Origin of the sequence: Streptomyces flavofungini (assembly GCF_030388665.1) — a bacterium.
GTDB lineage: Bacteria > Actinomycetota > Actinomycetes > Streptomycetales > Streptomycetaceae > Streptomyces > Streptomyces flavofungini_A.
In genome coordinates this window covers 1,029,742-1,056,450 of record NZ_CP128846.1, presented here as the reverse complement: position 1 = coordinate 1,056,450, position 26,709 = coordinate 1,029,742, and the positions used below count along the sequence as shown (strand labels likewise).

At 72.1% G+C, this 26,709-nt stretch carries 22 protein-coding genes; 16 read left to right on the top strand and 6 right to left on the bottom strand.

The genetic code is table 11. From position 1 onward, the window contains the following. Positions 1 to 136: 136 nt before the first annotated feature. The 8 genes from QUY26_RS04590 to QUY26_RS04555 all read left to right on the top strand — a co-directional run bounded on the left by QUY26_RS04590 (position 137) and on the right by QUY26_RS04555 (position 8,474). On the top strand, positions 137 to 1,540 hold the full coding sequence (locus QUY26_RS04590) for a wax ester/triacylglycerol synthase family O-acyltransferase (RefSeq protein ID WP_289943813.1): 1,404 nt from the start codon (positions 137 to 139) through the stop codon (positions 1,538 to 1,540). A gap of 74 nt (positions 1,541 to 1,614) precedes the next feature. Further along, entirely contained in the window at positions 1,615 to 3,114 is a 1,500-nt protein-coding gene (locus tag QUY26_RS04585; protein ID WP_289943812.1) for an SDR family NAD(P)-dependent oxidoreductase, read from the top strand. 417 nt (positions 3,115 to 3,531) lie between these two features. Then, on the top strand, positions 3,532 to 3,705 hold the full coding sequence (locus QUY26_RS04580; RefSeq protein ID WP_289943811.1) for a hypothetical protein: 174 nt from the start codon (positions 3,532 to 3,534) through the stop codon (positions 3,703 to 3,705). Positions 3,706 to 3,837: 132 nt separating this feature from the next. Further along, complete coding sequence (locus QUY26_RS04575; RefSeq protein ID WP_354670665.1) at positions 3,838 to 4,620, top strand: ArsR/SmtB family transcription factor; 783 nt, start codon at positions 3,838 to 3,840, stop codon at positions 4,618 to 4,620. Then, positions 4,613 to 6,028, top strand: coding sequence for an MFS transporter (locus QUY26_RS04570; protein ID WP_289943810.1), 1,416 nt, complete (start codon positions 4,613 to 4,615; stop codon positions 6,026 to 6,028). Before QUY26_RS04575 ends, QUY26_RS04570 begins: the two co-directional genes overlap by 8 nt. Positions 6,029 to 6,102: 74 nt before the next feature. Beyond that, positions 6,103 to 6,735, top strand: a complete 633-nt coding sequence (locus tag QUY26_RS04565; RefSeq protein ID WP_289943809.1) for a histidine phosphatase family protein — start codon at positions 6,103 to 6,105, stop codon at positions 6,733 to 6,735. Between the two features lie 305 nt (positions 6,736 to 7,040). Continuing rightward, positions 7,041 to 7,556: a helix-turn-helix transcriptional regulator gene (locus QUY26_RS04560; protein WP_289943808.1), complete on the top strand. Its 516-nt coding sequence runs from the start codon at positions 7,041 to 7,043 to the stop codon at positions 7,554 to 7,556. A 180-nt stretch (positions 7,557 to 7,736) separates the two neighbouring features. Next, complete coding sequence (locus QUY26_RS04555) at positions 7,737 to 8,474, top strand: class I SAM-dependent methyltransferase (RefSeq protein WP_289943807.1); 738 nt, start codon at positions 7,737 to 7,739, stop codon at positions 8,472 to 8,474. Here QUY26_RS04555 and QUY26_RS04550 read toward each other — a convergent pair. Next, complete coding sequence (locus tag QUY26_RS04550) at positions 8,467 to 9,408, bottom strand: phosphotransferase (RefSeq protein WP_289943806.1); 942 nt, start codon at positions 9,406 to 9,408, stop codon at positions 8,467 to 8,469. The two genes, QUY26_RS04555 and QUY26_RS04550, sit on opposite strands and share 8 nt — an antisense overlap. 132 nt (positions 9,409 to 9,540) lie before the next feature. Next, positions 9,541 to 10,569, bottom strand: coding sequence for a LacI family DNA-binding transcriptional regulator (locus QUY26_RS04545; RefSeq protein ID WP_289943805.1), 1,029 nt, complete (start codon positions 10,567 to 10,569; stop codon positions 9,541 to 9,543). Positions 10,570 to 11,009: 440 nt separating this feature from the next. Between QUY26_RS04545 and QUY26_RS04540 the strand changes: the two genes are divergently transcribed. The 5 genes from QUY26_RS04540 (at position 11,010) to QUY26_RS04520 (ending at position 18,632) form a co-directional block, all read left to right on the top strand. Further along, positions 11,010 to 12,248, top strand: a complete 1,239-nt coding sequence (locus QUY26_RS04540) for an extracellular solute-binding protein (RefSeq protein WP_289955478.1) — start codon at positions 11,010 to 11,012, stop codon at positions 12,246 to 12,248. Between the two features lie 11 nt (positions 12,249 to 12,259). Continuing rightward, on the top strand, positions 12,260 to 13,216 hold the full coding sequence (locus tag QUY26_RS04535) for a carbohydrate ABC transporter permease (protein ID WP_289943804.1): 957 nt from the start codon (positions 12,260 to 12,262) through the stop codon (positions 13,214 to 13,216). A 110-nt stretch (positions 13,217 to 13,326) separates the two neighbouring features. After that, positions 13,327 to 14,148 carry a carbohydrate ABC transporter permease gene (locus QUY26_RS04530; protein WP_289955475.1) on the top strand — a complete coding sequence of 274 codons (822 nt, stop codon included), beginning with the start codon at positions 13,327 to 13,329 and terminating at the stop codon, positions 14,146 to 14,148. Between the two features lie 91 nt (positions 14,149 to 14,239). Continuing rightward, entirely contained in the window at positions 14,240 to 15,517 is a 1,278-nt protein-coding gene (locus tag QUY26_RS04525; protein WP_289943803.1) for a glycoside hydrolase 5 family protein, read from the top strand. A 100-nt stretch (positions 15,518 to 15,617) separates the two neighbouring features. Then, complete coding sequence (locus QUY26_RS04520) at positions 15,618 to 18,632, top strand: alpha-mannosidase (RefSeq protein WP_289943802.1); 3,015 nt, start codon at positions 15,618 to 15,620, stop codon at positions 18,630 to 18,632. Positions 18,633 to 18,637: 5 nt separating this feature from the next. On the opposite strand, the gene QUY26_RS04515 is transcribed toward QUY26_RS04520, so the two are convergent. From QUY26_RS04515 to QUY26_RS04500, 4 genes are read right to left on the bottom strand one after another with little or no spacing between them, the layout of a single operon-like run. Further along, on the bottom strand, positions 18,638 to 21,037 hold the full coding sequence (locus tag QUY26_RS04515) for an excinuclease ABC subunit UvrA (protein WP_289943801.1): 2,400 nt from the start codon (positions 21,035 to 21,037) through the stop codon (positions 18,638 to 18,640). Positions 21,038 to 21,059: 22 nt separating this feature from the next. Next, positions 21,060 to 21,476 carry a VOC family protein gene (locus QUY26_RS04510; protein WP_289943800.1) on the bottom strand — a complete coding sequence of 139 codons (417 nt, stop codon included), beginning with the start codon at positions 21,474 to 21,476 and terminating at the stop codon, positions 21,060 to 21,062. A gap of 5 nt (positions 21,477 to 21,481) precedes the next feature. Beyond that, on the bottom strand, positions 21,482 to 21,961 hold the full coding sequence (locus QUY26_RS04505) for a helix-turn-helix transcriptional regulator (RefSeq protein ID WP_436840265.1): 480 nt from the start codon (positions 21,959 to 21,961) through the stop codon (positions 21,482 to 21,484). Continuing rightward, complete coding sequence (locus QUY26_RS04500) at positions 21,958 to 22,728, bottom strand: FadR/GntR family transcriptional regulator (protein WP_289955470.1); 771 nt, start codon at positions 22,726 to 22,728, stop codon at positions 21,958 to 21,960. The genes QUY26_RS04505 and QUY26_RS04500 overlap by 4 nt, the downstream gene beginning before the upstream one ends. Before the next feature lie 228 nt (positions 22,729 to 22,956). Between QUY26_RS04500 and QUY26_RS04495 the strand changes: the two genes are divergently transcribed. From QUY26_RS04495 to QUY26_RS04485, 3 genes are read left to right on the top strand one after another with little or no spacing between them, the layout of a single operon-like run. Continuing rightward, the gene (locus QUY26_RS04495) at positions 22,957 to 24,039 is read left to right on the top strand and encodes a sugar ABC transporter substrate-binding protein (RefSeq protein WP_289943799.1); all 1,083 of its coding nucleotides are present in this window, start codon (positions 22,957 to 22,959) and stop codon (positions 24,037 to 24,039) included. Next, entirely contained in the window at positions 24,036 to 25,658 is a 1,623-nt protein-coding gene (locus QUY26_RS04490) for a sugar ABC transporter ATP-binding protein (RefSeq protein ID WP_289943798.1), read from the top strand. Before QUY26_RS04495 ends, QUY26_RS04490 begins: the two co-directional genes overlap by 4 nt. Then, complete coding sequence (locus QUY26_RS04485) at positions 25,651 to 26,691, top strand: ABC transporter permease (RefSeq protein ID WP_289943797.1); 1,041 nt, start codon at positions 25,651 to 25,653, stop codon at positions 26,689 to 26,691. The genes QUY26_RS04490 and QUY26_RS04485 overlap by 8 nt, the downstream gene beginning before the upstream one ends. The last annotated feature ends 18 nt before the right edge of the window (positions 26,692 to 26,709 follow it).

Here is a 26,709-nt window from a genome sequence, read left to right as displayed (position 1 = left end):
CCTTCCCGGCGGTTTCCGGGAAGGACGGGCCTTAATCTGTTGTTAACTGTGCGTAGCTAGATCGTACTTGACCGTAATTGTGGGCTGGTGATTGGCTGCTTGCTCCCGTTGTCCACCGCCGACGCGAGAGCGAGCCATGACCTCTGAGAGCTCGGACCTGCTCGCCCCCCTCGATCTCGCCTTCTGGAGCATCGAGTCCCCGGAACACCCCATGCACCTGGGGGCCCTGGGCGCCTTCGCCGCGGACTCGCCGTCCGCCGCCGCGCACGCCGCCGACCTGCTCGCCGCCCGCGCCCCCGCGGTGCCGGGCCTGCGCATGCGGATACGGCACGTCCTGCTGCCTCCCGGCGCCGCCGAGCGGAAGCCCGCCCCCGGCTTCGACCCGCTGGACCACGTCCACCTCGCCCCGCCCGCGACCGACTTCCACGCGGCGGCGGGCGCGCTCATGCAGCGCCCGCTCGACCGGAGCCGGCCGCCGTGGGAGGCGCACGTCCTGCCCGCCGCCGACGGGACGTCGTTCGCGGTCCTGTTCAAGTTCCACCACGCCCTCGCCGACGGGCTGCGCGCCCTCGCCCTGGCCGCCGGGGTCATGGACCCGGTGGAGCTCCCGCCCGCCCGCGCGCCCCGCCCCGCCCCCGAGGCCCCCTGGTGGCACGCCCTCGACCCACGGCGGCTGCCCGGTGCCGTCGGCTCCGCGCTCTCCGGGGCCCGCGACGCCGTCACCGACGCCGGCCGGGCCCTCGACATCGGCGCGTCCGTGGCGCGGGCGACCTGGGACGTGCGGTCCTGCGACGCCCTCACCTCCCGGCCCACCGGCACCCGCCGCACCGCAGGTGTCGCTCTCGACCTGGACGACGTGCACCGGGTGCGCAAGACCGCCGGGGGCACCGTCAACGACGTCTTGATCGCGGTGGTCGCCGGGGCGCTGCGGCGCTGGCTGGACGAGCGGGGCGACAGCAGCGAGGGCGTCGTGCCGCGCGCGCTCGTCCCCGTCTCGCGGCGCCGCCCGCGCACCGCCCAGCCGCAGGGCAACCGCCTCTCCGGCTATCTGGTGCGGCTGCCCGTCGACGACCCGGACCCGCTGGCCCGCCTGCGCGCCGTGCGCACCGCCATGGACCGCAACAAGGACGCGGGCCCCACCCGCGGCGCGGGCGCCGTCGCGCTGCTCGCCGACCACGTGCTCCCGATCGGCCACCGCATCGGCGGCCCCGCCGTCGCGCACGCGGCCCGGCTGCTCTTCGACATCCTCGTCACCAGCGTGCCGCTGCCCAGCCTCGGCCTGCGCCTCGCGGGCTGCCCGCTCACCGAGGTCTACCCCTTCGCCCCGCTGGCCCGCGGCCACGCGCTCGCCGTCGCCGTCTCCACGTACCGGGGCCGCGTCCACTACGGCCTGGTCGCCGACGCCGCCGCGGTGCCCGACCTGGACCTTCTCGCCCGGAGCCTCGGCGCCGAACTCGCCGCGCTGGTGGCCGTGTGCGAGCGCTCACCGGGGGTGGCGGGCGACCGTTCGGGTTTGGTACCGGGCGCCCGGCCTACGTAAAGTTCCGCTTTTGGAGCTTCCGCGGTCACCTCAGACGAGCCGCGGCACGAACGCGATGAGGAACGACAGCGGCCATGACGGTGACAGAGGACAGCCAGCAGCAGGGCGCCGGTGAGTTCGGCCCGGGTATCGACCCCGAGCGGCTCGCCGTCTGCCTCAGCGTCCTCGACGAGCTGGACCAGCTGGACGTCGACCACCCCGACGCGATCACCGTGCGCCGCGCCACCGCCGGGATCTACCGCACCGTGAAGCAGCGCCGCCGCCAGGAGCGCAGGGCCGCCAAGACCGCCCACGACAAGGCCGTCACCGAGGCCACCGCCACCGGCTCCGCGCAGCGCATCGACGACGAGACCGAAGGCATCCTGCCGTCCTCCGTCACCGAGGCGGGCCAGATCGCGGGGATACTCCAGCGCCCCCGCTCCTGCTACACCTGCAAGACGCGGTACGTGGAAGTCGACTACTTCTACCACCAGCTCTGCCAGACCTGCGCCGCCGAGAACCGCGCCAAGCGCGACGCCCGCGCCGACCTCACCGGCAAGCGCGCCCTGCTCACCGGCGGTCGCGCCAAGATCGGCATGTACATCGCGCTGCGGCTCCTGCGCGACGGCGCGCACACCACCATCACGACCCGCTTCCCCAAGGACGCCATCCGCCGCTTCAAGGCCATGGACGACTCGGCGGACTGGCTGCACCGCCTGGAGATCGTCGGCATCGACCTGCGCGACCCCGGGCAGGTGGTCGGCCTGGCCGAGCAGGTCGCGGGGCAGGGACCGCTCGACATCCTCATCAACAACGCGACGCAGACCGTGCGGCGTCTGCCCTCCGCCTACGCCGCGCTCGTCGAGGGCGAGAACGCCCCGCTGCCCGCCGGGGAACTGCCCGCCCACCACGTGATCGGCGCCTTCAATTCCGGCGCGGTCGGCGAGCTCGGCGGACCGGCCGCGCTGCCCGTCGGCGTCAGCGACCTGGACGCGCAGCAGGTCGCCGACCTCGCCCTGGTCGCGGGCAACGCCAGCGTCGAGCGGCACCTGGCGGGCACCGCCATCGACGCGGGCGGCCTGGTGCCGGACGTCGTGGACACCAACACCTGGGTGCAGACCATCGAACAGATCTCCCCGGTGGAGCTGCTCGAGACCCAGCTGTGCAACTACACCGCGCCCTTCATCCTGATCAGCCACCTGCGGCCGATGATGGCCGAGGCCGCGAAGAAGGCGTCGAGCGGACGCGCCTACGTCGTCAACGTCTCGGCGATGGAGGGCGTCTTCGGCCGTGGCTACAAGGGCGCGGGGCACCCGAACACCAACGCCGCCAAGGCCGCGATGAACATGGTGACGCGCACCAGCGGCCAGGAGATGTTCGAGACCGACGGCATCCTCATGACCTCGGTCGACACCGGCTGGATCACCGACGAGCGCCCCCACCACGACAAGCTGCGCCTCGCCGAGGAAGGCTTCCACGCCCCGCTCGACCTGGTCGACGGCGCGGCCCGGGTGTACGACCCGGTGGTGCGCGGCGAGGCGGGCGAGGACCTGTACGGGGTGTTCCTCAAGGACTACAAGCCCGGCAAGTGGTAGCCGCCGCACGGGCGTGTGCGAGCCCGGCAAGCGGTAGCCACCGCGCGGGCCTGCGAGCCCGGCAAGCGGTAGCCACCGCGCGGGCCTGCGAGCCCGACAAGCGGCAGTCACCGCACCCGCCGGGCTGCCTGGCGCGTAGGTCCGGGCCGCCTCACGAGAGAGGTCGGACCCCCTCGTGAATAAGGCATGTCCGGAATCCACCCTTTGGATTGGCGCCATCGAGCAGACCCGCGCTCATTTGGTTAACCTAGGGCGAACGGACGGCCACGCGGCGCGCACCAGCGCCGCTACGCCGCCCCGGGACAGGCTGCGACCCGCTGCCGCGCTCCCGCCCGGACACGGCGCCACCGCGACCGAGAAGACAGCGCAGTAAGCGCAGCCATCGTTCTTCCGTTACGCGACACAAAGGAGTGCGCGGTGACACCAGATCTGACCAAGCAGGAGAAGCGGCCGACCGATCGCGGCGGCGAGCGGGGCGGACGCCCCCAGAAGCTCCGCAACCTGGAAGCGTGGGCCAAGGCGGCTCCCATCCGGCTCGCCGGATACGAGGACGACCTCGCGGAGCCGCACATCCTCCCCGGTATCGACTGACCCTGCGTGAGCGCACCCCGCGCCCCCCGTCGCGACTCGCGGCGGGGGGCGCGGCATGTCCCGGCGCGATTTCCCAAAGAAAGTCTGCAAAAACTCTTTGGGAAAGTGGTCCGATCGTTCTACGCTCGCCGTATGGCAGACGAAGAGCGTCACGTGAAGCGCCCGGCGGACCACCTGCGGGTCCTCGACCCGGAGCGGGAGCCCGCCGCCATCAAGGCGCTGACGCATCCGCTGCGGGTCCGGCTGCTCGGCCTGCTGCGCATGGACGGACCCGCGACGGCGAGCGAGCTCGCGGCCCGGACCGGGGAGTCCTCCGCCTCGACCAGCTACCACCTGCGCGTCCTCGCGAAGTACGCCTTCGTCGCCGAGGCGGAGCACCGCGACAGCCGCGAGCGCCGCTGGCGCGCGGTGCACGCGGTGACCACGTGGGACCACGAGGCCATGGACGCGTCCCCCGTCGGCCGCCAGTTCATGGGCGAGATGGCCCGCCGTCAGGTCGCCCACCTGGGGGAGTTGGTGGGGTGGTACGAGGCGGACAGGGCTGCCGGGCGACTGGCGCGGGAATGGCTGGAGCCGTCCGGCATCACGGACCTGATGCCCATGCTCACGCCCGAGTCGCTGGCCGAGCTCAAGCAGTCCTTCGAGGACAAGCTGGAGGAACTGACGGCACGCGACGCGGGGAAGGAACGGGCCGAGAAGGTCGCGGTGGTCTTCGCGGGGCTGCCGATCGTCGGGCGAGGGGCGGGGGACGAGGGGGCAGGGGGAGGTCCCGCTGGTGCGGGTGGTCCCGCTGAGGTGGCTGGTTCTGGCGGAGTGGACGGTTCCGTCGAGGCGGGCGGTCCTCTCGAAGTGAGCGGTTCCGTCGAGGCGGGCGAGGCCACCCCCAGACGCGTGCGGGGTTACACCCATGACTGACTCCAGCGCTCCCCTGCCCGGCCCCGTGCCCCTCGACCCCCGCACCGCCCGCCGTCGCTACGTCACCGTCTGCGCGCTGTTCTGGCTGCCGCTCGGCCTCGCCATCGCGCCCATGGTGGCGCTCATGACCGAGCGCGGGCTCGCCCTCGCGGCCGTCGCCGGGTGCGTCGCGGCGCACTCGCTCACCGCCGCCGCCCTCGAACTCCCCACCGGTGGCCTGTCCGACGTGCTCGGACGCCGCGCCGTGCTCGCCGCGGCGGGCCTGTTCGACCTCGTCGGACTGGTCCTGCACGCGCTCGGCACCACCGCTTGGGTGCTCGCCCTCGGCATGGCCCTCAAGGGCGCGGGCCGCGCTCTGTCGAGCGGCCCCGCCGAGGCCTGGTACGTCGACACGGTGCACGCGAGCGCGGGCCCCGACGCCGAGTTGCGCACCGGTCTCGCCCGCGGCGGCGCCGCCACCTCCGCCGCCCTCGCGGCCGGGGTCCTGATCGGCGGCGCCCTGCCCTGGCTCCTCGGCCTCGGCTCCGACCTCGGCGCCCGCCTCGCCGACGCGACCTCCGGGCTCGTCATCCCGCTGTCCGTACCGGCCCTGCTCGGCGCCGTCGTCGAGATCGGCTTCCTGGCGTACGTCCTGATCGCGCTGCCCGAGCCGCCCCGGCGGCGCACCACCCTGCGCGGAGTCCTTCGCGGGGTCCCCGCCACCGTCGTCGCCGGAGTCCGTCTCGGCGGCAGGGACGTGCTGGTGCGGCGGATCGTCCTCAGTGCCGGTGCGGCGGGCAGCGCGCTCGTCACCGTGGAGGTCCTGACCCCCGGCAGGGCCGTCGACCTGACCGGCGCCCCGGAGTCGGGGGCGGTGCTGTTCGCGGGCCTCGCCTGCGCCGGATACCTGTGCTCGATGGCGGGCAGCCACCTCGGCCCGCCCCTCGCCCGGTACGCGGGCGGCAGTGAACGCGCGGTCCTCGTGGGCCTCGGCGCGTCGGCGGGCGGACTGCTGCTCCTCGGCCTCACCGCCGTCGCGTCGGGCCCGGCCCCGCTCACCCTCGCGGTGCTCGGCTACGCCCTCGTGTACGTGGGGCTCGGCGCGGCGGGCCCGAGCGAGAACGACATCCTGCACCGGCGTGTCGACAGCAGCGGCCGCGCCACCGCCCTGTCCGTCCAGTCGCTCTCCCTCCAACTGGTCGGCGCCGGAACGGGATTGGTCATCGGGCACCTCCCGCAGGGCTCGCCGCGCTGGCTGCTCGGCGGCGCCGTCCTGCTCGCGGGCGCCCTGCTGTGGGTGCGCCGTCGCACGGCGGTGGAGGATGCGACGAGTGTGAGCAGCGCGAAGGGGGCTGGGGGCGCCGGGGGGACGGCGGACGCCGGGGACGGGGAGGCGGCGCGGCCGGTGACCGCCACGCCGGATCCCTAGCCGCTCCCGCACCCTTGAGCGCGGTGAGCACAGCGAACACCCACGTCCCGCACACACGCGAAAGGCACGCCCTGATGCGCAGCATTTACGTCATCGCCCACCCGGAGGCCACGCACCACATCGAGAAGGTGGTCGGAGGCTGGCACGACTCCGACCTCACACCCGCCGGGCTCAGCGCCGCCGGCGACATCGCCAGGGCGCTGCGCGCCGACATCTCCGAGGGCGCGGACGTCGAGGTGGTCACCTCGGACCTGCGCCGCGCCGCGCGGACCGCCGACGCCGTCGGTGAACTCTTCGGTGTGCAGCCGATCCTGGACCGCAGGCTGCGGGAGAAGTCCTACGGCGAGGCGGAGGGCGGACCGCAGGAGTGGCTGGACCGGCGGTTCGTGCCGCCCCCGGCCGAGGGGGACCGGATGGGGCACCGCGAGGGCCTGCCGGGTGCCGAGTCCAGGGGCGAGTGCGCGCGCCGCGTCTACGACGCCATGGACGAACTCCTGCGGCGCCCACGCGAGTACCAGATCGTCGTGACGCACGGGTTCGCCCTGACCTTCGTCGTCGCGGCCTGGATCAAGATGCCGTACGAGTCCGTCGGCTCCGTCAGCTTCCGGGCGCCGTCCGGGAGCATCACGGTGCTGCGCGAGGACGACTTCTTCCACAACCGCCAGGTCGTCAGGGTGGGGGACACCCGCCACCTCGCCGCGCCCTGACGCGGCCTCACCGCGTCCGGGCGCCGTGAGGGCTCAGAGGTGGTGGCCCCGGCGAGCAGGTGCTCGGCGTCCTCGTCGTCCGGCCAGGGGCGACGGTGGTGTCACCGTGGGGACGCAGGGGGCGTGGGTGGTTGTGCTCCTCACGGGCCGCACGGAAAGTTAGGGTACCCTTACCTTGCTTTCGGCGGTCCGAGTCGGTGGCGCACAGCTCACATTGAGGGGCCGATCCGTGGATCCCGGGGGCAGGAGGATTTCGTGAGGGCGGACGCACGGTACGCAACGGTGTGGCCGCGGGCGCGGCTCTCGTGAACGTCAGCGCGGCCCAGCGGCGCCTGCTCGTGGGGCGCATGCGCGACGCCGACGTACCGGGCACCGCGGCCGACGACGCCGCCCTGTTCACCGCCCTGACGGACGGGCAGGCGGACTTCCTGCCGCTGCCGCAGCCCACGAGCCGCGCGGCCCGGGCGGTCGCCGGGGCGCTGCTGCGGCACCCCGACGACCCGCGGACCGCGTCCGAGTGGGCGGAGCGCCTCTTCACCAGCTCCACCAGCCTGCGCCGCGCCTTCCGCGCGGAGACCGGGCTCGCCTTCTCCGAGTGGCGCACCCGGCTGCGCCTCAACCACTCCCTGACGCTCCTCGCCCAGGGGCACCGAGTGGGCGCGGTCGCGGCGAGCGTGGGGTTCGTGAGCACGAACGGCTACATCCTCGCGTTCCGCAAGCACTTCGGGCGTACGCCGGGTGCCTACGCGCGGGCGCGGACGGAGAGCGGCGTTTCCGGAGTCAGTGCTTCCGCAGCTCTGCGGGGGCGCTCCGCGGGGTGAGCGCGTGACCTTCCGACCGACGCCGAACCGCTGCGCACCAGCGCGGACTTCCGTGCCCTCTTCATCGCGCGCCCTGTCCCGGGGCCGGGGCCGGGCCGGGGCGGGGCCGGGACAGGACCGGCCCCGGGGCCGCCCGAAAATCCCCTGCCCGGGCCGCCGTCTGCGGGTACCTTCGCCGCCATGGCAGCCGACCACTTCCAGGACCCGCGCCTGGCCGCGCTCTACGACCCGCTCGACCCCGATCGCGGTGACCTGGACCCGTATCTGCGCCTCGCCGAGGAGCTCGGGGCGCGGCAGGTCCTGGACATCGGCTGCGGCACCGGCGTGTTCGCGCTGCTCCTCGCCGCTCGGGGCGTCGACGTCGTCGGCGTCGACCCGGCCGGGGCCTCCCTCGACGTGGCCAGGGCCAAGGCGGGCGCCGAGCGGGTGCGGTGGATCCACGGCGACGCGACCGCGCTGCCCCCGCTCCGGGCCGACCTCGCGACGATGACGGCGAACGTCGCCCAGGCGATCACCGATCCGGGGGAGTGGCGGGCGACCCTGGAGGGAGCCCGCACCGCGCTGCGTCCGGGCGGGCACCTCGTGTTCGAGACCCGCGTTCCGGCGCGGCGCGCCTGGGAGGAGTGGAACCGCGAGGCCTCGTACGGCGTGACGGATGTGCCCGGCGTCGGCGCGGTCGAGAGCTGGGTGGACCTGGTCGGCGTCGAGGGGCCGCTGGTGACGTTCCGGTGGAGTTATCTCTTCGCCTCGGACGGGCAGGTCCTCACGTCGGACTCGACGCTGCGGTTCCGCGAGCGCGAGGAGGTCGAGGCGGACCTGGCCGACGCGGGGTACGCGCTGGTGGACGTACGCGACGCGCCCGACCGGCCGGGCAGGGAGTTCGTGTTCCTCGCCCGCAGCCCCGCCCCCCTCATGTGAACGGCCGCACCACCCACCGCCGGACCACCTCGGCCGCCGCGTCCGCCACCTCGTGGCCCTCCGGCCGTGTCACGAGGTCGCTGAGGGCGAACAGGTCGAGGACCCGGCCCAGGTACTCCCAGTCCGAGGCGAGCGGATGGGCATGCTCCCCCGTGCGGAACCCCTCGCGGAAGCCGTCGAGGAAGCCGTCGGGGTAGGCGTCCCCGAACCGCAGCATGTTCGCCGCGTCCCCGTACGGACAGCCGGAGTAGGCGAACTCCCAGTCCAGGACGGCGTCCACGCGCCAGCCCGCACCCGCCCGTGACACCAGGATGTTCTTGGGATTGACGTCGGCGTGCACCAGACACGCGAGGTGGTCGACGCGCTCCAGGGCGGGCGCGTGCGCCTCGCACAGCTTCACCCAGGCCCGCCGCGTGGCGACGTCGAGCCGCCGTCCGGGCACCGCGGCCACGCACGCCTCGGCGACCTCGGGCAACTGCCGTGACCAGGGCTGCTCGTCCCGCCCGACGGTGAGCCGCTCGTCCGTGAAGAAGCCGGGCCGGTCGAACGTCACGGTCCCGACGCGGGCGACGACCCGCCCGACCTCGGCGCCGAGCGCGGCGAGGGAGTCCCGGTCGACCCCGCCGCCCGCCAGCACGTGACTGAGCGGCGTCCCCGGCACGTACTCCAGGACCATCACGGCACGGGCCTCGTCCGGTTCCACCACGGCGGGCAGTACGCGCAGGACCTCGGGCACGGGCACCCGGGCGCGCCCCGCGGCCATCACGGCGGCCTCCACGACGGGCGCGGCGCCGCCGAGCCGCGCGACCACGTGCCCGCCGCCGGCGACGTCCAGCAGCACCGTCTCGTGGGAGAACCCACCCGCCAGCGGGCGCGCCCCGACCATCTCACGGCCGAGCGCCGCACTGATCCGCCGTGTCTCCGTCCGATCCATGGCCCCAGTCTCCCCGACGCGACGAGGCCCGCGGGGCCGCCGCCGCCAGCTCCGCGGGCCGACGCCGCGGACCCGGCAGGGCCCCGGACGCCCGTGCAAACGCCCGCCCGCGCCGCCGAGGTCTCTCCGGCCTCAGCCCGACGCCGCCCCCCGCACCGCCCCCGTGCTCTCCCGCTCGATCAGCCGAGGAAGCGGCACCTGCACCGTCCCGGAAGGGCCGTCGTCGAGGAGTCCGAGGAGTTCGCGCGCCGCCGTGCGGCCGAAGGACACCGTGTCGCGGGACAGCGCGGTGAGCCACGGGTGCACCATGCGGCACAGCGCCGAGTCCTCCCAGGCCACCACCGACACATCGTCCGGCACGCCGAAGCCGAGGGAGGCGGCCGCGGCCACCCCGGCCACGGCCATCACGTCGTTGTCGTAGACCAGGGCCGTCGGCGGGGTCTGCGAGCCGAGGACGCGGCGTGTGACCGCCGCGCCCTCGGAGTCGGAGTAGTCCGTGGTCACCGAGCGCACCTCGGTGAGGCCGCGCCGGTCCGCCTCCGCCCGCAGGGTGCGGATGCGGCGCTCGGTGTGCGCGAGGCCGGGCAGCCCGGCGATGTGCACGACGCGGCGGTGGCCGAGGGCGTGCAGATGGCCGACGACGGACGCCATCGCGCCCGCGTCGTCGGCCCAGACCGTGGACAGACCCGGGCGCGGCGCGCTCTCGGGGTCGGGCACACCGCCGGTCACGACCGCCGGAATGCCCAGGTCCGCGAGCAGTGCGGGCCGCGGGTCGTCCGTGCGCGGGTCCACGACGAGCACCCCGTCGACGCGGTGCTCGGCCCACCAGCGCCGGTACACCGCGCACTCCGCCTCGACGTCCTCCACGACCTGGAAGAGCAGGCCCAGTTGGCGCTCGGCCAGGACCTCCTGAACGCCGGAGATCAGCTGGAGGAAGAAGGAGTCGACGCCGAGCGTGGCCGCGGGCCGGGCCACCACCAGGCCGACCGTCGCCGCGCCCTCGCCGGACAGGGCGCGGGCCGCGGTGCTCGGGCGCCAGCCCAGCTGCTCCGCGACCCTGCGCACCCGGTCGCGGGTGATGTCGGAGACTCCGGGACGGTCGTTGAGCGCGAAGGAGACGGCGCTCTCGGAGACTCCGGCGCGCCGTGCGATGTCCTTCATGGTCGGCCGGCGTGCCGGTGACCGCTTGCCTTGCACGCGTTGCCCCTTTCCGCCTGCGGCGTTACGCAGGGTCCCTGCCGCGGTACACGCATGCCTTGCCGGGTACGCACGGCGGCTCGACCTCGTACGTACTAATGCGCTTGAGCCGGGTCAGCCTAAAGCGCATTAGCTGTTCCTCGCAAGGGATTCAACCAACCCTTCTGAACTGGGAGTTCGTACCCGCGAACGGGATCCGGAACAGCAAATCGTCCCCAATCCATTGACTTTTTACTTCCGCTCCATGCAGGGTCTGCCTCGGCACGATTCCCCGCGGCCGCCGCCGCGGGCCGAGGTCGTGACCGCCCACGCCGGGCCGAGCAAAGGAGCCGTTCACCGTGCGTCATTTCCGGATATCCAGAAGCCCCCGCAGGGCGGTCGTCGCCGCCGCGCTCGCCACCGTGATGCTGCCGCTGAGCGCGTGCGGCGGCGGCGACGAGGGCGGCTCTTCCGACGCCTCCGGCAAGGTCGAGGGCGAGATCACCTTCCAGACCTGGAACCTGAAGGCCAACTTCAAGTCGTACTTCGAGGGTCTGATCGACGACTTCGAGCAGAAGTACCCGGACGCGAAGGTGAAGTGGGTCGACCAGCCCGGCGAGGGCTACGCCGACAAGATCAGCGCCGACGCCGCCGGGGGCACCCTGCCCGACGTCGTGAACGTCTCGCCCGACCTGGTGGCCCCGCTCGCCAAGGCCGGTATCGCCCTCGACCTCGACAAGTCGGCGGGCAAGTACGAGAAGGAGTACCTGCCGGGCGCCTGGAAGAGCCACCAGGTGCCGGGCCTTCAGGGCACGTACGCCTTCCCCTGGTACCTGAACACCGGGCCGCTGTTCTACAACAAGCGACTGTTCAAGGAAGCCGGCCTGGACCCGAACAAGCCGCCGAAGACCTACGACGAGCTGTTCGCCGACGCCGAGGAGCTGGCGGAGAAGAGCAAGGGCAAGGTCGCCACCCTCGCCAACGTCCCGACGATCGAGGACTTCGGGCGCTACGGCGTGCCCCTGATGAACAAGGAAGGCACCGGGTTCACCTTCAACGACGCCAAGGGCGTCGAACTCCTCACCAAGTACAAGGAGTTGTACGACGCCAAGGCCCTGGACGGCCAGGCGCTGACGGCCACCCCGGAGTCGACCGGCAAGAAGTTTCTCACCGAGGCCGTCGCCATGAACCCGGGCAGCGCCCTGGACCTGGAGAAGTTCAAGAAGGACGCGCCGCGGCTCTACAAGAACATCGGCATCACGCCGCAGATCAGCAGCACCGGCAAGGACAACATGTACGTGATGGGCGTGATGGTGAACACCCGCACCAAGCGGACGCCCGCCGCCGTCGCCTTCGCGCACTTCGTCACCGACGCGCAGCGCCAGATGTCCTTCGCCAAGAAGGTCGCCATCTTCCCCAGCACCAAGGGCTCCCTGGACGACCCGTACTTCACCAAGCGGGACGGTTCGGACGAGACCCGGGTGCGCATCGCCGCCGCCAAGTCCCTGAAGACAGCCGTGAACTACACGCCCGTCCTGTTCAGCGAGCAGATGAAGGTCGAGCTGCGCAATGCCGTCGCCCGCGCGCTGCAGGGCAAGCAGAGCCCCGAGGAAGCGCTTGACAACGCTGTCAAGGCTTGCGACCGGCTGCTGAAGCAGAGCTGAGACCCGAGCGCATGAAGAGCACAACAGCCGCATCCGCACCGGCCACCGCCCGCCCCTCCAGGGCGCGGGAAGCCGCCGCCCCACCGGCGCGCCGCCGCGTCCGCCGTCAACTCGTCACCAGCCCCTGGTTGTTCGCCGCCCCCGGCCTCGCGATCGTCGGCATCTTCATCCTCTATCCGTTCGTCAGCACCGTCATCAACTCCTTCACCGACAAACGGCAGTTGGTCGAGGGCAAGTACGTCGGGCTCGCGAACTTCCGCGAGCTGCTGCACGACGACATGTTCTGGATCGGCCTGCGCAACAGCACGCTGTACGTCCTGGTGGTGGTGCCCGCCCTGGTCCTGCTTCCGCTGTTGCTCGCGCTGCTCGTGCAGAAGCAGATCCCCGGCATCACGTTCTTCCGGTCGGCCTTCTACACCCCGGTGGTCGCCTCCATCGTCGTGGTCGGCCTGATCTGGGTGTGGATGCTCGACGAACGCGGCCTGGTGAACGCCGTCCTGGAGGCGGTGGGCGCCGGGAAGGTCGGCTTCCTCAGCGACCAGTGGCTGCTGCTCTTCTCCGCCATGGCCGTCACGGTCTGGAAGGGCCTCGGCTACTACATGATCATTTACCTCGCGGCGCTCGCCAACGTGCCCCGCGAACTGCACGAGGCCGCCGCCGTGGACGGCGCGGGACCGGTCCGCCGGTTCCTCTCCGTCACCGTCCCGGCCGTCCGCTCCACCATGGTCCTGGTCGCCGCGCTGTCCTCCGTCGCCGCCTTCAAGGTCTTCTCCGAGGTGTATCTGATGGCGGGCCCGACGGGCGGACCCGCGGGCGAGGACACCACCCTCGTCATGCTGGTCCAGCGCACCGGCACCGGCCTCACCGGTCGCGTCGGCTACGCCTCCGCGATCTCCGTGGTCATCTTCGTCGTCACCGTCGTGCTGATGCTGCTCGTGCTGCGCGCGGACCGGAAGGAGGACAGGTGATGTCCACGCGGACGACCAGCACCGAGGACGCCGCCGCGCCCCGGAAGGACCCGGCCGGGCCGGCCCCGCGCAGGCGCCGCCGACGGGTCACCGACGAGAACGGGCGCCGCATGCCCCTGTGGGAGCTGGCTCTGCGCTACACCCTCCTGCTCGTCGTGCTCGCCCTGATGATCGGGCCGTTCCTCTGGCAGCTCTCGACGTCCCTCAAGGGCCCGCACGAGAACATCTTCAGTTCCCCGCCGAGCTTCCTGCCCTCCGACCCGACCCTGCACAACTACGAACGCGTCGCCGACACGATCCCCGTCTGGGACTACGCCCTCAACTCCCTGAAGGTCGCCGCCGCGAACGTCCTCACCAACTGCGTGGGCGCCGCCCTCGCCGGCTACGCCCTGGCCAGGCTGCGCTACCGCGGCCGCAAAGCCGCCACGCTCGTGTTCATCCTCGCCATGCTGGTGCCCGTCGAAGGCATCATCATCGCCCAGTTCACGACGATGCGGGACCTGAACCTCAACAACACCCTCATCGGCGTGCTGCTGCCCGGCTGTATCTCCGCCCTCAACGTCCTCCTGATGCGCAACGCCTTCCTCAACCTCCCCTACGAGATCGAGGAAGCCGCCTTCGTCGACGGCGCGAACGTGTGGCAGCGGTTCTTCCGCATCGCCCTTCCCGCCGTGAAGGGCACCCTCGCCGTCGTCGCCATCTTCGCCTTCATGGGCGCCTGGGACGACTTCCTGTGGCCGCTCATCGTGCTCAGCGACCCCGACAAGTTCACGCTCACCATCGGCCTCAACTACCTGCACGGCACCTTCGCCAACGACGAACGCCTCGTCGCCGCGGGCACCGTGATCGCCGTCCTGCCGCTGATCGTGCTCTTCGCCTGCCTCCAGCGGTACTTCTTCCGCGGCGTCGGCGAGGGAGCGGTCAAGGGCTGAGCCCGCCGTCGGCACCGCGCACCCGTTCCCGTACCGGCGTTACCCGTTCCAGAACCAGCGTTCGCAGAACGTTCAAAGAACCAGGATCCGCATGACGTCTGACGACCAGCGCGGCGCGGCCCCCGCCGCACCGCCCCGCTTTGGCGCCAACTACACCCCGAGCCAGGGGTGGTTCCACCACTGGCTGGACTTCGACCTCGACGCCGTACGCCGTGACCTCGACGCCGTCGCCGCCCTCGGGCTCGACCACGTCCGGGTCTTCCCGATCTGGCCGTACTTCCAGCCCAACCGCACCCTGATCCGGCCGCGCGCCGTCGAGCAGCTCGTCGCGCTCGCCGACGCCGCCGCCGAGCGCGGCCTCGACGTCAACGTCGACGGGCTCCAGGGCCATCTGTCGAGCTTCGACTTCCTGCCCGCGTGGACGCAGACCTGGCACCGGCGCAACCTCTTCACCGACCCGGACGTGATCTCGGGACAGCGCGCGTACCTGCGCACCCTCGCCGCCGCGCTCGCCGACCGGCCCAACTTCATCGGCATGACCATCGGCAACGAGATCAACCAGTTCGCCGCCGGGCCGCACCCCGACCCCGACCGCATCACCCCCGAGCAGGCCGACGCCTGGCTGCGCGCGGTCCTCGCCGCCTGCGAGGAGGGCGCCCCCGGGCGGCTGCACCTGCACGCCGAGTACGACGCCGCCTGGTACCAGGACGACCAGCCCTTCACGCCCGCCCAGGCCGCCCGGCTCGGCGCCGTCACCGCCGTCCACTCCTGGGTCTTCAACGGCACCGCCCAGCGGCACGGGCGCGACGGCGTCGCCACCGGGCAGCACGCCGCCTACATGATCGAGCTCTCCAAGGCCTGGGCCCTCGAACCGGGCCGGTCCGTCTGGCTCCAGGAGGTCGGCGCGCCCGCCCCCCTCATTCCCGCCGTGGACGCCGCCGCCTTCACCGAGGCCACCGTCACCGCCGCGCTCGACTGCGCGGACGTGTGGGGGGTGACGTGGTGGTGCTCCCACGACGTCTCCCGCTCCCTCGCCGACTTCCCCGAACTCGAGTACAGCCTCGGACTGCTCACCAACGACGGGCGCGTCAAGCCCGCCGGGGAGTCCCTCGCGCGGCTCGCCAAGGAGTGGCGCGGCGGGCGTCCGGCGCCCGCGCCCCGGACGACCGCGCTCGTCGTCGACGCCGGCCCCGACCTCACGCGGCGGTCCGTGTGCGCGCCCGGCGGGGCCGTGTTCGAGTCCTTCGCCCGGCTCGTGGCGGACGGGGTCCGGCCCGCGTTCGTCCTCGCGGAGCGCGCGGAGGATCCGGTCCACCTCGCCGCTCGGGGCATCGAGGAGGTGGTGCGGCCGTCCGAGGTCCTGGGCTGAGCCGGGCCCTGCGGGGCTCCCCGGTCCCGGCAGGGCCCACCACCCCGCACCGCACCACCCACCCCACCCCACCGCACCCCCCGACCCACGGAGTACCCACATGCACGACGACCGCCGCCTCGTGGAGGGCCGCCTCAAGCGCGTCCTCGACGAGCGCATCCGCCCCGCCGTCTACCCCCACTCCGTCCCCCTGGACGTAGCAGTCTGGAACGCCCCGGGCGAACCGGTCCCCGTGGCCGAAGGCCTGGCCGCGGAACCGGAGCCGACCGCGGTGGGCGCCCGTTGGGGCGCCCCGTGGGGCACCAGCTGGTTCCGGGTGACGGGCACGGTCCCGCCGGAGTGGGCGGGCAGGACAGTCGAGGCGATCCTGGACCTCGGCTTCGACGAGAACATGCCGGGCTTCCAGTGCGAGGGCCTGGTGTACCGCCCGGACGGCACCCCGGTGAAGGGCCTGAACCCCCGCAACCAGTGGGTGCGGATAGCGACCCCGGCCCAGGGCGGGGAAGAGGTGCGCCTGCACATCGAGGCGGCGTCCAACCCGGTGATCCTCGACTACCACCCCTTCCTGCCGACGCAGCTGGGCGACAAGGACACGGCGGGCAGTGAGCCCCAGTACCGCCTGGAGCGCATGGACCTCGCGGTGTTCGACGAGACGGTGTGGCAGCTGGTCGTCGACCTGGAGGTCCTGGGCGAGCTGATGGAGGAGCTGCCGGAGGACTCCGGCCGCCGCCACGAGATCCTGCGGGCCGTCGACCGCGCCCTGGACGCGGTCGACCTCCAGGACGTCAACGGTTCGGCGGGCGCAGCCCGAGCCGAACTGGAGGGCGTCCTCGCCGCACCCGCCCACGATTCCGCCCACCGCATCAGCGCCGTCGGCCACGCGCACATCGACTCCGCCTGGCTGTGGCCGCTGCGCGAGACGGTGCGCAAGGTGGCGCGGACGACGTCGAACATGACGGCGCTCCTGGAGGACGAGCCGGACTTCGTCTTCGCCATGTCGCAGGCGCAGCAGTGGGCGTGGGTCAAGGAGCACCGGCCCGAGGTGTGGGCGAAGGTCAAGAAGGCCGTGGCCGACGGGCGGTTCGTGCCGACCGGCGGCATGTGGGTGGAGTCGGACACGAACATGCCGGGCTCGGAGGCGATGGCCCGTCAGTTCGTCCACGGCAAGCGGTTCTTCATCGAGGAGTTCGGCGTCGAGAACGACGAGGCGTGGCTGCCGGACACCTTCGGCTTCGCGGCCGGACTGCCGCAGATCATCAAGGCGGCGGGCGCCAAGTGGCTGCTCACGCAGAAGATCTCGTGGTCGCAGACCAACAAGTTCCCGCACCACACCTTCCAGTGGGAGGGCATCGACGGCACCCGGATCTTCACGCACTTCCCGCCCGTGGACACGTACAACTGCTCCATGAAGGGCAGCGAGATCGCGCACGCGGCCAAGAACTTCAAGGACAAGGGCGTCGCCCGGCACTCGCTCGCGCCCACCGGCTGGGGCGACGGGGGCGGCGGCACCACCCGCGAGATGATCGCCAAGGCGGGGCGGCTGCGGAACCTGGAGGGCTCGGCCACCGTTCAGTGGGAGACCCCGGCCGCGTTCTTCGAGAAGGCCGAGGCCGAGTACCCGAACGCCCCGGTGTGGGTCGGCGAGCTGTACCTGGAGCTGCACCGCGCCACGCTCACCAGCCAGGCCGGCACCAAGCAGGGCAACCGCCTGAGCGAGCACCTGCTGCGGGAGGCGGAGCTGTGGGCCGCGACGGCCGCGGTGCGCGCCGGATTCCCGTACCCGTACGAGGAGTTGGACCGGATCTGGAAGACGGTGCTGCTGCACCAGTTCCACGACATCCTGCCCGGCTCGTCGATCGCCTGGGTGCACCGCGAGGCCCGCGCGACCTACGCGGCGGTCGCCGCCGACCTCAACGGCATCATCACCGCGGCCCAGCGCGCCCTCGCCGGCGAGGGCGGCAGCACCCTGGTGTTCAACTCCGCGCCGCACACCCGCGACGGCGTCCCCGCGGGCGGCGCCGCTCAGCCCGTGGCCGCGGGCCAGTCCGCCATCGCCGCCCGCGCCGGCGGCGGGTACGTCCTCGACAACGGCCTGCTGCGCGTCGAGATCGACGGGCGTGGCCTGGTCGTGTCCGCGTACGACATCGAGGCGGGGCGCGAGACCGTCGCGCCGGGGCACGCCGCGAACCTGCCGCAGCTGCACGCCGACTTCCCGAACATGTGGGACGCCTGGGACGTCGACGAGTTCTACCGGAACTCCGTCACGGACCTGACGGACGCCGAGGAGGTCGTGCCCGGCGAGGGCGCGTCGGTCCGGGTCGTGCGCGCCTTCGGTTCGTCCCGCATGACGCAGGTCCTGACCCTCGCGCCCGGCGAGCGGCGCCTGGACATCGACACCGAGGTCGACTGGCACGAGACGGAGAAGTTCCTCAAGCTGGCCTTCCCGCTCGACGTGCACGCCGAGCGGTACGCCTCGGAGACCCAGTTCGGGCACTTCCACCGGCCCACCCATACCAACACCAGCTGGGAGGCCGCCAAGTTCGAGGCCTGCAACCACCGCTTCGTGCACGTCGAGGAGCCGGGCTGGGGCGTCGCCCTCGTCAACGACTCGACGTACGGTCACGACGTCACCCGCGACGTCCGCGACAGCGACGCCGGTACGACCACCACGGTGCGCGTTTCGCTGCTGCGCGCCCCGCGCTTCCCCGACCCCGAGACCGACCAGGGCACGCACCGCTTCCGGCACGCGCTCGCGCCCGGCGCGACCATCGGCGACGCGGTCCGCGAGGGCTACCGGATCAACCTGCCCGTGCGGACCCTCACCGGCGGCGCGCCCGTCGCTCCGCTGGTCGGCGTCGACAACGACGCCGTCGTGGTCACCGCGGTCAAGCTCGCCGACGACGGCAGCGGCGACGTGGTCGTCCGCTTCCACGAGTCCCGGGGCGGGCGGGCGAAGGCCACCCTCGCCGTGGGCTTCCCGGCCGGTTCGGTCGCGGTGACCGACCTCCTTGAGCGGCCGCTGGCCGGTGTGGCGGCCCCGGAGCTCGCGGGCGGTGAAGTGGCCGTGTCCCTGCGGGCGTTCGAGCTGGTCACGCTGCGGTTCACGCGCGCCTGAGCGGGTCAGGCGCCCACGTAGGCGGCGAGGTGCTCGCCGGTCAGCGTGGTGCGGGCGGCGACGAGATCGGCGGGTGTGCCCTCGAAGACGATCTCGCCGCCGTCGTGGCCCGCGCCAGGACCCAGGTCGATGATCCAGTCGGCGTGCGCCATCACCGCCTGGTGGTGCTCGACCACGATGACCGACCTGCCGGAGTCCACGAGGCGGTCGAGCAGGCCGAGCAACTGCTCGACGTCGGCGAGGTGGAGTCCGGCGGTCGGCTCGTCGAGTACGTAGACGAGGCGGTCGCCGCCCTTCTCGGCCATGTGGGCGGCCAGCTTCAGACGCTGCCGCTCGCCGCCCGACAGGGTGGTGAGCGGCTGGCCGAGGGTGAGGTAGCCGAGCCCGACGTCCGCGAGGCGGCCGAGGATCCTGTGCGCGGCGGGGGTGTGCGCCTCGCCGGAGCCGAAGAACTGCTCGGCCTCGGTCACCGACATCGCGAGCACCTCGCTGATGTCGCGGCCGCCGAGGTGGTGGTCGAGCACCGAGGCCTGGTAGCGCTTGCCCTCGCACTCCTCGCAGGGCGTGGCGACCCCGGCCATCATGCCGAGGTCGGTGTAGACCACGCCCGCGCCGTTGCAGGTGGGGCAGGCGCCCTCGGAGTTGGCGCTGAACAGCGCGGGCTTCACGCCGTTGGCCTTCGCGTAGGCCTTGCGGATCGGGTCGAGCAGCCCGGTGTACGTCGCCGGGTTGCTCCGCCGTGAGCCGCGGATCGGGGTCTGGTCGATCGACACCACGTCGGCGTCGGCCGGGAGCGAGCCGTGCACGAGGGAGCTCTTGCCGGAGCCCGCGACGCCGGTGACGGCGACGAGCACCCCGAGGGGCACGTCGACGTCGACGTCGCGCAGGTTGTGCGTGCTCGCGCCGCGGATCTCCAGGGTGCCGGTGGGCTCGCGCACCGAGTCCTTGACGGCGGCCCGGTCGTCGAAGTGGCGGCCGGTGACGGTGTCGCTCGCCCGCAGTCCCGCGACGGTGCCCTCGAAGCAGACCGCGCCACCGTCCGTGCCCGCGCCGGGGCCGAGGTCGACGACGTGGTCGGCGATGGCGATGACCTCCGGCTTGTGCTCCACGACGAGCACCGTGTTGCCCTTGTTCCGCAGCCGGAGCAGCAGGTCGTTCATGCGCTGGATGTCGTGCGGGTGCAGGCCGATCGTGGGCTCGTCGAAGACGTAGGTGACGTCGGTGAGCGAGGAGCCGAGGTGGCGGATCATCTTGACGCGCTGCGCCTCGCCGCCGGAGAGCGTGCCCGCGGCCCGGTCGAGGGAGAGGTAGCCGAGGCCCAGCTCCACGAAGGAGTCGAGCGTCCGCTGGAGCGCGGTGAGCAGCGGCGCCACCGACGGCTCCTTGAGACCGCGGACCCAGGCGGCCAGGTCCCTGATCTCCATCTTGCAGGCGTCGGCGATGCTGACGCGCTTGATCTTCGAGGATCGGGCGCCCTCGCTGAGCCGCGTGCCGTCGCACTCGGGGCAGGTGGTGAAGGTGACCGCGCGTTCCACGAACGCCCGGATGTGCGGCTGCATCGCCTCCTTGTCCTTCGACAGGAACGACTTCTGGATCTTGGGGATCAGGCCTTCGTAGGTGAGGTTGACGCCGTTGACCTTCACCTTGACCGGTTCGCGGTAGAGGAAGTCCTGCATCTCCTTCTTGGTGAACCGGCGGATCGGCTTGTTCGGGTCGAGGAAGCCCGACTGGGCGTAGAGCCCCACCGTCCAGACGTTGTCCGACTTCCAGCCGGGGATGGTGAACGCGCCCTCGGCGATCGACTTGGAGTCGTCGTAGAGCTGGGTGAGGTCGATGTCGGAGACCGCGCCCCGGCCCTCGCAGCGCGTGCACATGCCGCCGACGCGGTGGAAGGTCGCCTTCACGGTCTTCGTCTTCGCCGCGCCCCGGTCGACGGTGATGCCGCCGCTCGCCCGGACCGAGGCGGTGTTGAAGGAGTAGGCGCTGGGCGGGCCGATGTGCGGCTTGCCCAGGCGGCTGAAGAGGATGCGCAGCATCGCGTTGGCGTCGGTGGCGGTGCCGACCGTGGAGCGCGGGTCGGACCCCATGCGCTGCTGGTCGACGGTGATGACGGTGGTGAGCCCGTCGAGCACGTCGACCTCGGGCCGCGCGAGGGTCGGCATGAAGCCCTGCAGGAAGGCGCTGTACGTCTCGTTGATGAGGCGCTGCGACTCCGCGGCGATCGTGCCGAACACCAGGGAGCTCTTGCCCGAGCCCGAGACGCCGGTGAACACCGTCAGCCTGCGCTTGGGGATCTCGATGGTGACGTCTTTGAGGTTGTTCACGCGCGCGCCGTGCACGCGGATCATGTCGTGGCTGTCGGCTTCGTGCGGCGCGGGTGACCGCCGGTCCGTGCTGCTGGCCATGGTGGTCCTGTCTCCTCGCTGCCTACTGCTCGCTCGGCTGGTTGAAGCGCAGCATGTTGCCCGCGGGGTCGCGGAAGGCGCAGTCGCGGACGCCGTAGGGCTGGTCCATGGGTTCCTGCAGGACCTCGCCGCCCGCGGCGCGGATCCGCTCGAAGGTGGCGTCGACGTCGTCGGTCCGGAAGATCACACCGCGCAGCAGGCCCTTCGCGAGGAGCTCCGCCATGGCCTGCCGGTCGGCGGGGGAGGCGTTGGGGTCCGCGAGCGGCGGCTCCAGGACGACCTCCACGTCCGGCTGGGCCGGAGAGCCGACGGTCACCCAGCGCATGCCCTCGAAGGCGACGTCGTTGCGCACTTCGAGGCCGAGTGCGTCCCGGTAGAAGGCGAGCGCCTTGTCGTGGTCGTCGACGGCGATGAAGGCTTGCGAGAGCGTGATGTCCATGCCGATCACGCTACGGGCGGGGGCTGCGGTTCGCTTCTCGATTCCTGACCGGTCCCTGGCCTGGCGTTCCTGACCGGCCGGGTGTGGATCTTGGCAATGCAGGCGGGCACGGCGGCGCCCTCGTCATGGGGGCGGGCCCGGTACGCGGACGGGCTCTCGCCGACCAGCTCCGTGAAACGCGAGCTGAACGACCCGAGCGACGTACACCCCACCTCGAAGCAGACCTCCGTCACCGACAGGTCGCCCCGGCGCAGCAGGGCCTTGGCGCGCTCGATCCGGCGCGTCATCAGATAGCTGTACGGCGTCTCGCCGAAGGCGGCGCGGAAGCTGCGCGAGAAGTGGCCCGGCGACATCAGCGCGAAGCGCGCGAGCTCCGGCACGTCCAGTGGCTGCGCGTACTCGCGGTCCATCCGGTCACGGGCCCGGCGCAGCCGGACGAGGTCCTCCAGGTTCACCCGACCAGCATCCCACAGTGGCGTGTTCATGCCCCTGGTTCGTCCGCCCCCGCATCCCCTTCCCGACCTGCCTCCAGGTGCGCCCGGAGCCACTCCTCGACCTCGCCCACGTGCGCCGCCGCCGCGGCCCGCGCGGCCTCCGGGTCCCGGGCGACCAGGGCCCGGTGGATGCGGGCGTGCTCCCTGCGGGTCCGCTCGAAGGCGCCCTCCTGCTGATAGCCGCGCCACACACGGGCCCGGAACGTGCGCGAGGAGAGGCCTTCGAGGATCGCGGCCATCGTGTCGTTGCCCGCGGCGAGCGCGATGGCCCGGTGGAAGGCGAGGTCGTGGGCGAGGATCTCCTCGGGGTCGTCGGTGGCGTCCATCGCCGCGAGGTGTTTCTCCACGTCGGCCAGCTGACCGGGGGAGATGCGGGCGGCGGCGAGGGCGGTTGACGTGGCCTCCAGGACCCGGCGCACCTCAAGCAGCTCCACCAGGCGCGGGCCCCGGGACAGATCGGCGACGACGCCGAAGGTCTCCAGGAGGTCACCGGCCTCCAGCCGGGTCACGTAGATGCCCGAGCCGTGCCGTGCCTCCAGGACGCCGAGCACGGTCAGGGCCCGGATCGCCTCCCGCATGGAGCTGCGCGAGATCCCCAGCTGCGTGGCCAGGTCCCGCTCCGTGGGCAGCCGCTGCCCCGGTTCGAGTCTGCCTTCGCCGATCATCGTCTTGATCTGTTCGATGGCCCGCTGGGTCACGGTGCCCTTCTGCGCGGGTGCTGCGGAGCCCTGCGGGGTGGGCGCGGAGCCCTGCTGCACGGGCGCGCTCTGGGCGCTGTGGTCCACGGACCGCTCCTTCACTTGCCGGGTGCCGCGCAGTTTAGCCACAGATGTGGTCGGACCACTATGGCTGAAAACCCGGGAAATTTGCCGTCCGGGGGTGTTGTGGGCGCCAAGTGGTCTGATAAATATTCGCCCACGGTCACTCGACCCACGTTTCAGTCCCGTGATGATTCCCGCTTGATTCGCTCGATGAGGAGCCGTCAGATGGTCGGCAGTACAGTGCGGAACAGCCCCTGGAGGAAGCGGCGCGCCCAGGGCGTCCGCGTGGGAGCCGCGGCGGCCTGCGCCGCGCTCGCGCTCACCGCCTGCGGCAGTACGAAGGACTCCGCGAAATCCGGTGGCGGGGACGGCGGCGAGGGCAAGGTCGGGGTCATCCTGCCGCTGCTCACCTCGCCGTTCTGGCAGTCGTACAACGACTACGTGCCGAAGATGGCGAAGTCCGAGGACGTCGACGCGCTGAAGACCGTCAACTCCAACAGCGACCCCTCGCAGCAGATAACGGACATCAACAATCAGCTGAACCAGGGCGTCAAGGGCCTGGTCGTGGCCCCGCTCGACAGCGCCGCGATCTCGGCGGGCCTGGACCAGGCGGAGCGCAAGGGCGTGCCGGTGGTCGCCGTCGACGTGGCGCCGGAGAAGGGCAAGGTCGCGATGGTCGTGCGCGCGAACAACCGCGCGTACGGGCAGAAGGCCTGCGACTACCTGGGCAAGCAGGTCAAGAGCGGGAAGGTCGTCCAGATCATGGGCGATCTGGCCTCCGTCAACGGACGCGAGCGCTCCAAGGCCTTCCGGGACTGCGTCAAGGACAAGTACCCGAAGCTGAAGGTCCTGGAGATCCCCGCCAAGTGGGAGTCGGACACCGCCGCCTCCAAGCTGGACACGCTCCTGAACTCCAACCCCGACATCAAGGGCATCTACATGCAGGCGGGCGGCGTCTACCTCGCGCCGACGCTGCAGACCCTGAAGTCCAAGGGGATGCTGAAGAAGGCGGGCACGAAGGGCCACATCGCGATCGTGTCGAACGACGGCATCCCGCAGGAGTTCGACGCCATCCGCAAGGGCCAGATCGACGCGACCGTCTCCCAGCCCGCCGACGCGTACGCCAAGTACGGCATGTACTACATCAAGGCGGCGATGAACGGGAAGAAGTTCAAGCCCGGCCCCACCGACCACGACTCCACCATCGTGAAGCTGCCCAGCGGCATCCTCGAGGACCAGCTGCCCGCGCCGCTCGTCACCAAGGAGAACGTGGACGACGCCAAGCTCTGGGGCAACTCGGTCAAATGACGACGTCAGCGATCGGGCCGGTCGCCGGGGACGGGGGAGTGCCCCTCGTCGAGGCGACCGGCATAGCCAAGCGGTACGGACCCACCGTGGCCCTCCAGGACGGCCGCCTGACCGTCAGGCCCGGCGAGTCCCACGCCCTCGTCGGCCGCAACGGCGCGGGCAAGTCCACCCTCGTCACCATCCTCACCGGCCTCCAGGCGCCCGACGCCGGCACCGTCCTGTTCGACGGCGAGGCGGCCCCACCGCTCGCCGACCGCGACGCCTGGCGCCGCAAGGTCGCCTGCGTCTACCAGCGGCCCACCGTCGTACCGGAACTGTCGGTCGCCGAGAACCTGTTCATCAACCGCCAGCCCCAGGGCCGCGGCGGACTCATCAGCTGGCGCCGCCTCAGGGCCGAGGCCGCGGAGGTCCTCGGCACCTGGGACGTGCACGTCGACCCCGACGCCCGCACCGCCGACCTCAAGGTCGAGGACCGCCAGATGGTGGAGATCGCCCGGGCGCTCAGCTTCGGCGCGCGCTTCATCGTCCTCGACGAACCCACCGCGCAGCTCGACAACCGCGAGATCGAGCGCCTCTTCACGCGCATGCGGGCGCTGCAGGACTCCGGCGTGACCTTCCTGTTCATCTCGCACCATCTGCAAGAGGTGTACGAGGTGTGCCAGACCGTCACCGTGCTGCGCGACGCCCGCTGGATCACCACCGCCCCCGTGGCCGAACTCCCGCGCGCCGCCCTCGTGGAGGCCATGGCGGGCGAGGCCATCACGGAGAGCAAGGCCCGCACCGAGCCCGACGTCCCCGCCGACGCGCCGGTCCTCCTCGACGTGCGCGGGCTCACCAGCACGTCGTACGAGAACGTCGACCTCACCGTGCGCAAGGGCGAGGTCGTCGGTCTCGCCGGATCCAGCGGCAGCGGCAAGATCAACCTCGCGGAGTCGTTCGCCGGGCTGCACACCCCGACCGCGGGCACCGCCCTGCTCGACGGCGACCCCCTCACGTTCGGCGACGTGCCCGCCGCGCTGCGGGCCGGAGTCGGCTGCGTACCGCGCGACCGGCACGGCGAGGGCCTCGTGTACGGCATGTCCATCGGCGACAACGCCACCATGAGCGTCCTCGGCAGCCTCGGCCGGTACGGCTTCGTCGGCACCGACCGCAAGCGCGCCTTCGCGGGCGGGCTCATCAAGCGGCTCGACATCCACGCCGAAGGGCCCGACCAGTCCGTGTCCGACCTCTCCGGAGGCAACGCGCAGAAGGTCGTCATGGCACGGGCCCTGGCCTCGGAGCCCCGGCTGCTCGTCCTCATCAACCCCACCGCGGGCGTCGACGTGAAGTCCAAGGAGTCCCTGCTCGCCCGCGTCGACCACGCCCGCGACGACGGCACCGCCGTGATCGTCGTCTCCGACGAACTCGACGACCTGCGCCGCTGCGACCGCGTCCTCGTCCTCTTCCACGGCCGCGTGGTCGCGGAGCACGCGGCGGGCTGGCACGACCACGAACTGATCGCGTCGGTGGAGGGGGTGGGCCAGACGGGCCCCGACAGGGGCCCTGAAAAGGGCGCGGGGAACTGCGCGCCCAGCCCCCACCGCCCCGCAGCAGATCCACAAGGAGAAAGCCATGGCTGACGTCAAAGCCCCCTCGGCTGCGAAGCCGGCCACCACCCCGACGCGCCCCCGCGAACCCCGCTCGGCGAAGAGCATCGTCCTGCACCGGGCCAGGGAACTCGCCCTCGTCCCCGCCCTGCTGCTGCTCATGGTCTTCGGCGCCTTCGTCAACGACTCCTTCCTCACCGAGCGGAACCTCATCTCCATCCTGGGCGCGTCCGCGGCCCTCGCGATGGTCGTCCTCGCCGAGTCCCTGGTGCTGATCACCGGCAAGTTCGACCTGTCCCTGGAGTCGGTCGTCGGCATCGCGCCCGCCATCGGAGCGCTGCTCGTGCTGCCCGCGGCCCAGGCCGGGTTCGGCACCGACATGCCCACCGCCGTGGGGCTGATCGCGATCGTCCTGGTGGGCGCGGTGATCGGCGCCTTCAACGGCGTCCTCGTCGTCAAGCTGAAGCTCAACGCGTTCATCGTCACGCTCGCCATGCTGATCGTGCTGCGCGGCGTCCTCGTCGGCGCCACCGAGGGCAAGACCCTCTTCGGCATGCCCGAGCCGTTCTTCACGCTCGCCACCTCGACGTTCCTGACCGTGCCCCTCTCCGTGTGGATCGCGGCGGCCGCCTTCGGCATCGCGGGCCTCGTGCTCAAGTACCACCGGGTGGGCCGCGCCCTGTACGCCATCGGCGGCAACCCGGAGGCGGCGCGGGCCGCGGGCATCCGCGTCGACCGCGTGATGCTCGGCGTCTTCGTGGTGGCGGGCGGCCTCGCCGCCGTTGGCGGCCTGATGCAGACCGGCTACGTCGGCGCGATCAACGCCAACCAGGGCACCAACATGATCTTCACGGTGTTCGCGGCGGCCGTCATCGGCGGCATCAGCCTCGACGGCGGCAAGGGCACCATGTTCGGCGCGCTGACCGGCGTCCTGCTGCTCGGCGTCGTACAGAACCTGCTCACGCTCGCCCAGGTGCCGTCCTTCTGGATCCAGGCCATCTACGGCGGCATCATCCTGGTCGCCCTGATGATCGCCCGCGTCACCACGGGCCGCGCCCAGGACTGAGGTCCCCGCCCGCCCCTG

Coding starts and splice junctions, on each gene's coding strand:
- QUY26_RS04525 (WP_289943803.1), top strand. CDS start 14,240: ATGACGTCTGACGACCAGCGCGGCGCGGCCCCCGCCGCACCGCCCCGC.
- QUY26_RS04550 (WP_289943806.1), bottom strand. CDS start 9,408: ATGGATCGGACGGAGACACGGCGGATCAGTGCGGCGCTCGGCCGTGAG.
- QUY26_RS04485 (WP_289943797.1), top strand. CDS start 25,651: ATGGCTGACGTCAAAGCCCCCTCGGCTGCGAAGCCGGCCACCACCCCG.
- QUY26_RS04590 (WP_289943813.1), top strand. CDS start 137: ATGACCTCTGAGAGCTCGGACCTGCTCGCCCCCCTCGATCTCGCCTTC.
- QUY26_RS04520 (WP_289943802.1), top strand. CDS start 15,618: ATGCACGACGACCGCCGCCTCGTGGAGGGCCGCCTCAAGCGCGTCCTC.
- QUY26_RS04510 (WP_289943800.1), bottom strand. CDS start 21,476: ATGGACATCACGCTCTCGCAAGCCTTCATCGCCGTCGACGACCACGAC.
- QUY26_RS04515 (WP_289943801.1), bottom strand. CDS start 21,037: ATGGCCAGCAGCACGGACCGGCGGTCACCCGCGCCGCACGAAGCCGAC.
- QUY26_RS04535 (WP_289943804.1), top strand. CDS start 12,260: ATGAAGAGCACAACAGCCGCATCCGCACCGGCCACCGCCCGCCCCTCC.
- QUY26_RS04575 (WP_354670665.1), top strand. CDS start 3,838: ATGGCAGACGAAGAGCGTCACGTGAAGCGCCCGGCGGACCACCTGCGG.
- QUY26_RS04495 (WP_289943799.1), top strand. CDS start 22,957: ATGGTCGGCAGTACAGTGCGGAACAGCCCCTGGAGGAAGCGGCGCGCC.
- QUY26_RS04490 (WP_289943798.1), top strand. CDS start 24,036: ATGACGACGTCAGCGATCGGGCCGGTCGCCGGGGACGGGGGAGTGCCC.
- QUY26_RS04585 (WP_289943812.1), top strand. CDS start 1,615: ATGACGGTGACAGAGGACAGCCAGCAGCAGGGCGCCGGTGAGTTCGGC.
- QUY26_RS04530 (WP_289955475.1), top strand. CDS start 13,327: ATGCCCCTGTGGGAGCTGGCTCTGCGCTACACCCTCCTGCTCGTCGTG.
- QUY26_RS04555 (WP_289943807.1), top strand. CDS start 7,737: ATGGCAGCCGACCACTTCCAGGACCCGCGCCTGGCCGCGCTCTACGAC.
- QUY26_RS04565 (WP_289943809.1), top strand. CDS start 6,103: ATGCGCAGCATTTACGTCATCGCCCACCCGGAGGCCACGCACCACATC.
- QUY26_RS04545 (WP_289943805.1), bottom strand. CDS start 10,569: ATGAAGGACATCGCACGGCGCGCCGGAGTCTCCGAGAGCGCCGTCTCC.
- QUY26_RS04505 (WP_436840265.1), bottom strand. CDS start 21,961: ATGAACACGCCACTGTGGGATGCTGGTCGGGTGAACCTGGAGGACCTC.
- QUY26_RS04540 (WP_289955478.1), top strand. CDS start 11,010: ATGCTGCCGCTGAGCGCGTGCGGCGGCGGCGACGAGGGCGGCTCTTCC.
- QUY26_RS04570 (WP_289943810.1), top strand. CDS start 4,613: ATGACTGACTCCAGCGCTCCCCTGCCCGGCCCCGTGCCCCTCGACCCC.